The 2,809-nt window shown below is 64.9% G+C and carries 3 protein-coding genes; 1 reads left to right on the forward strand and 2 read right to left on the reverse strand.

The features are described from left to right. The coding region (locus MOV75_RS33375) for a ParA family protein (protein ID WP_247007455.1) at positions 1-255 on the reverse strand (255 nt) is incomplete at its 3' end. A gap of 304 nt (positions 256-559) precedes the next feature. After that, complete coding sequence (locus tag MOV75_RS33380) at positions 560-1,918, reverse strand: peptidoglycan-binding protein (RefSeq protein WP_246922461.1); 1,359 nt, start codon at positions 1,916-1,918, stop codon at positions 560-562. 232 nt (positions 1,919-2,150) lie between these two features. Here MOV75_RS33380 and MOV75_RS33385 point away from each other — a divergent pair. Then, a partial coding sequence (locus tag MOV75_RS33385) for a ThiF family adenylyltransferase (RefSeq protein ID WP_247007456.1) occupies positions 2,151-2,809 on the forward strand: 659 nt, incomplete at its 3' end.

Here is a 2,809-nt window from a genome sequence, read left to right on the forward strand (position 1 = left end):
GTCGACGATCGCGAGTTGCAGGCCGCTGTCGGCCAGCATCTTCAGGCGCGGCGCGATGTCGGCGGCATGGTAGATCGGCTCGACGACGAGATCATCGGCGGCACGGCGGCGCTGCCAGTTGGACAGGGTGCCCTGCGGGTCGGTCTCGATCAGGCGGACGGTGAAGCCGGCCTGCTTGGCCGCGAGTGCGAGGCCGATGGCGAGCGTGCTCTTGCCACTGCCACCCTTTTGGGTGGCCATTACGATCGTGTGCATTTGAAGATCAATCCTTTGGAGTGCTTGGGTCAGGAATACGCCACGCGAACGTGCATCGATCTCGATGCTGAGCTCTTCTCGCTCAGGACGTGCCGGCCCGATCCAAAGGGGATCGCGGAGGTCCGAATCAGCAGTAGCGATGATGGCGGAATAGGGAATGCCAGCTAATCCGTACCATTACTGGACCCGTAGTGGTACGTGTGACGATGCTCGCGGCGTAGTTGATTGGTGCCCCGGACGCAGCGGAGCGGCATGTCATGCCGCACCGCGTCCGGGACACGAGAGCGTGGCGATTTTGGCTGCCCTACTTCCGCACGCAGATCACGCGGACGACGGCGGCTTTCGCATCCGTCGACGTTCCATTCGCCGCGACACCGTTCGCCTTCAGGAAATCACGCACCGCGTCCGCGGATACCATCACGGCCTGCGATGCCGGCACCGATGTCGCGGGTCCCGCCACCATTGCCGGCTTCAACAGCGCAATGCCGGCGAACCTGCCGTCGCCGTCGATCGCCGGACCACCGGAAAACCCGACTGCCGGCGGCGGGGACAGCATGGAATCGCTGCTCCGGACCGGCGCCAGTGCGGCTTTGACGATCGACACGCCGCCCGCGCCGCCCTGACTCTGCGGATCGGCGATGCCGACGACATCCACGTTCGTCTTTGTCGCACCGCCAGCAAGGCTGAACGGCTTCAGGCCGCGTGCGCCGTAGATGTGCAACAGCGCGAGACCGCGCTCCTTGTCATCGGTGAGACGGTCGGCACTGCCATGGCCGGCGATCGTGATCGCGAGGCAGCCGTCGGTGACGAGGCGGTCGGTGACGATCGCGCCGTCGTCACTGACGACGATGCCGGTGCCGTACTCGACGGTCTTGCGCGGCGGCGGCCCGGCCTGCGGCCCGAGCGGAAATGCATTGAAGGCGCTCGACATCGCGATCACGACCGGCTCGACCGTGTTTTCGGTCGCCTGGTCGTAGAGGATCGTCAGGGTGCGGACCTCGTCGCCTTTGAAGCTGCCGCGGACGTAAAACTTCTTCAGACCCTGCAAGCCCGACAGCACGAAGAAGTCGGGTTTCACCACGGTGTAGTCGACCTTGCGACCGGACGGCTCTTTCTCCAGCTCCGCGAGTTTCGCCGTTGTCGGGTTTGCCTCCTTGCGGCGGCTGAGCAGCACCTGAACCGTTCCGGTTGGCGAGGTCCATTTCGAGCCATTGGCGTCGCTCGCCTGCTGCGGCACCAGTTTTGAGGGGATGCCAAGCCGGGCGCCGCTGGTCGGCTCCGTCACGATCTTCCAGCCGACGCTGTCCTGCTTCTTTCGCGCCGTCTCGGCGAGCGCGGCGCGCTCCTGCGGGTTGAGCACGCCGGTCGGCTTGCCGCCCTTGGCCTTCTGGTATTCCTTGATGGCGTTGACCATGCGTTCGCTGACGTCGCCGGTGATGGCGCCATTATACTGGCCGACCCAGGCGAGGTCGGACTGCAGCGACAGCCGCTCTGCTTTTGCCATGGCATCGGCCGTCGCCGACGGCGTCTGCATTGCGGGAGGCTTGACCGGAACGGTCTGAACCGTTTTCGGGGTGGTGCCCGGGATTTGTGGCGCCGTCATCTGGGCGTTCGCGCCTGTGGCAGCCGCAAACATCAAGGTTGCCGCAAGCATCGATCTCATGACAAATCCAACCAGCCCATTGAACGCAATGCCATTGAAGCACATCTCGTTGGTCGCGAACAATGTTGGGGTGGTTCAGGCCGGTGGTCGAGCCGCAGCCAAGTCCTCAGACTGAGGAGCGGCCGCAAGGCCGCGTCTCTAAGGACGGCCCCGGGCGAGATCGGGGCCTGCATGGTTCGAGACGGCGCTTCGCGCCTCCTCACCGTGAGGGGAGGGAGTTGGAAGGACGACGATGCTGAGCCCGGACGAACTCGAACGTTATGCCCGTCATATCGTGCTGCGCGATGTCGGTGGTCCCGGTCAGGCCGCGCTGAAGCGGGCGTCTGTGCTGGTGATCGGGGCTGGCGGCCTTGGTGCGCCCGCTCTGATGTATCTGGCCGCTGCTGGCGTCGGGACGCTCGGTGTGGTCGACGACGACGTGGTGTCGCTGTCCAACCTTCAGCGCCAGGTGATCCATACGACGCCCGATATCGGCCGGCACAAGGTCGAGAGCGCGGCGGAGAGGATCGCGGCGCTCAATCCGCATGTCCGCTTCGTCGGCCATGCCACCTGGCTGAATGCCGACAATGCGCTCAGCCTGATCGGCGACTACGATCTCGTGCTCGACGGCTCCGACAATTTCTCGACGCGCTATCTGGTCTCGGACGCCTGCTTCTTCGCGAAGAGGCCGCTGATTACCGCCGCGCTCGGCACCTTCGACGGCTCGCTGACCACCATCCGCGCGCATGAGACGAACGAGCAGGGCGAATTCAACCCGACCTATCGCTGCCTGTTTCCGGAGGCGCCGAGATCCACAAGGCGTTCCTGTTTCCAACCTTCTGGTACAAGGACGACGGCTCGCTCGCCAAACCGCGCGCAAGGATCACTCAGACCTTGTCGGCGCCGTCGGCG

The organism is Bradyrhizobium sp. PRIMUS42 (genome assembly GCF_023006515.1).
Classification (GTDB): domain Bacteria; phylum Pseudomonadota; class Alphaproteobacteria; order Rhizobiales; family Xanthobacteraceae; genus Bradyrhizobium.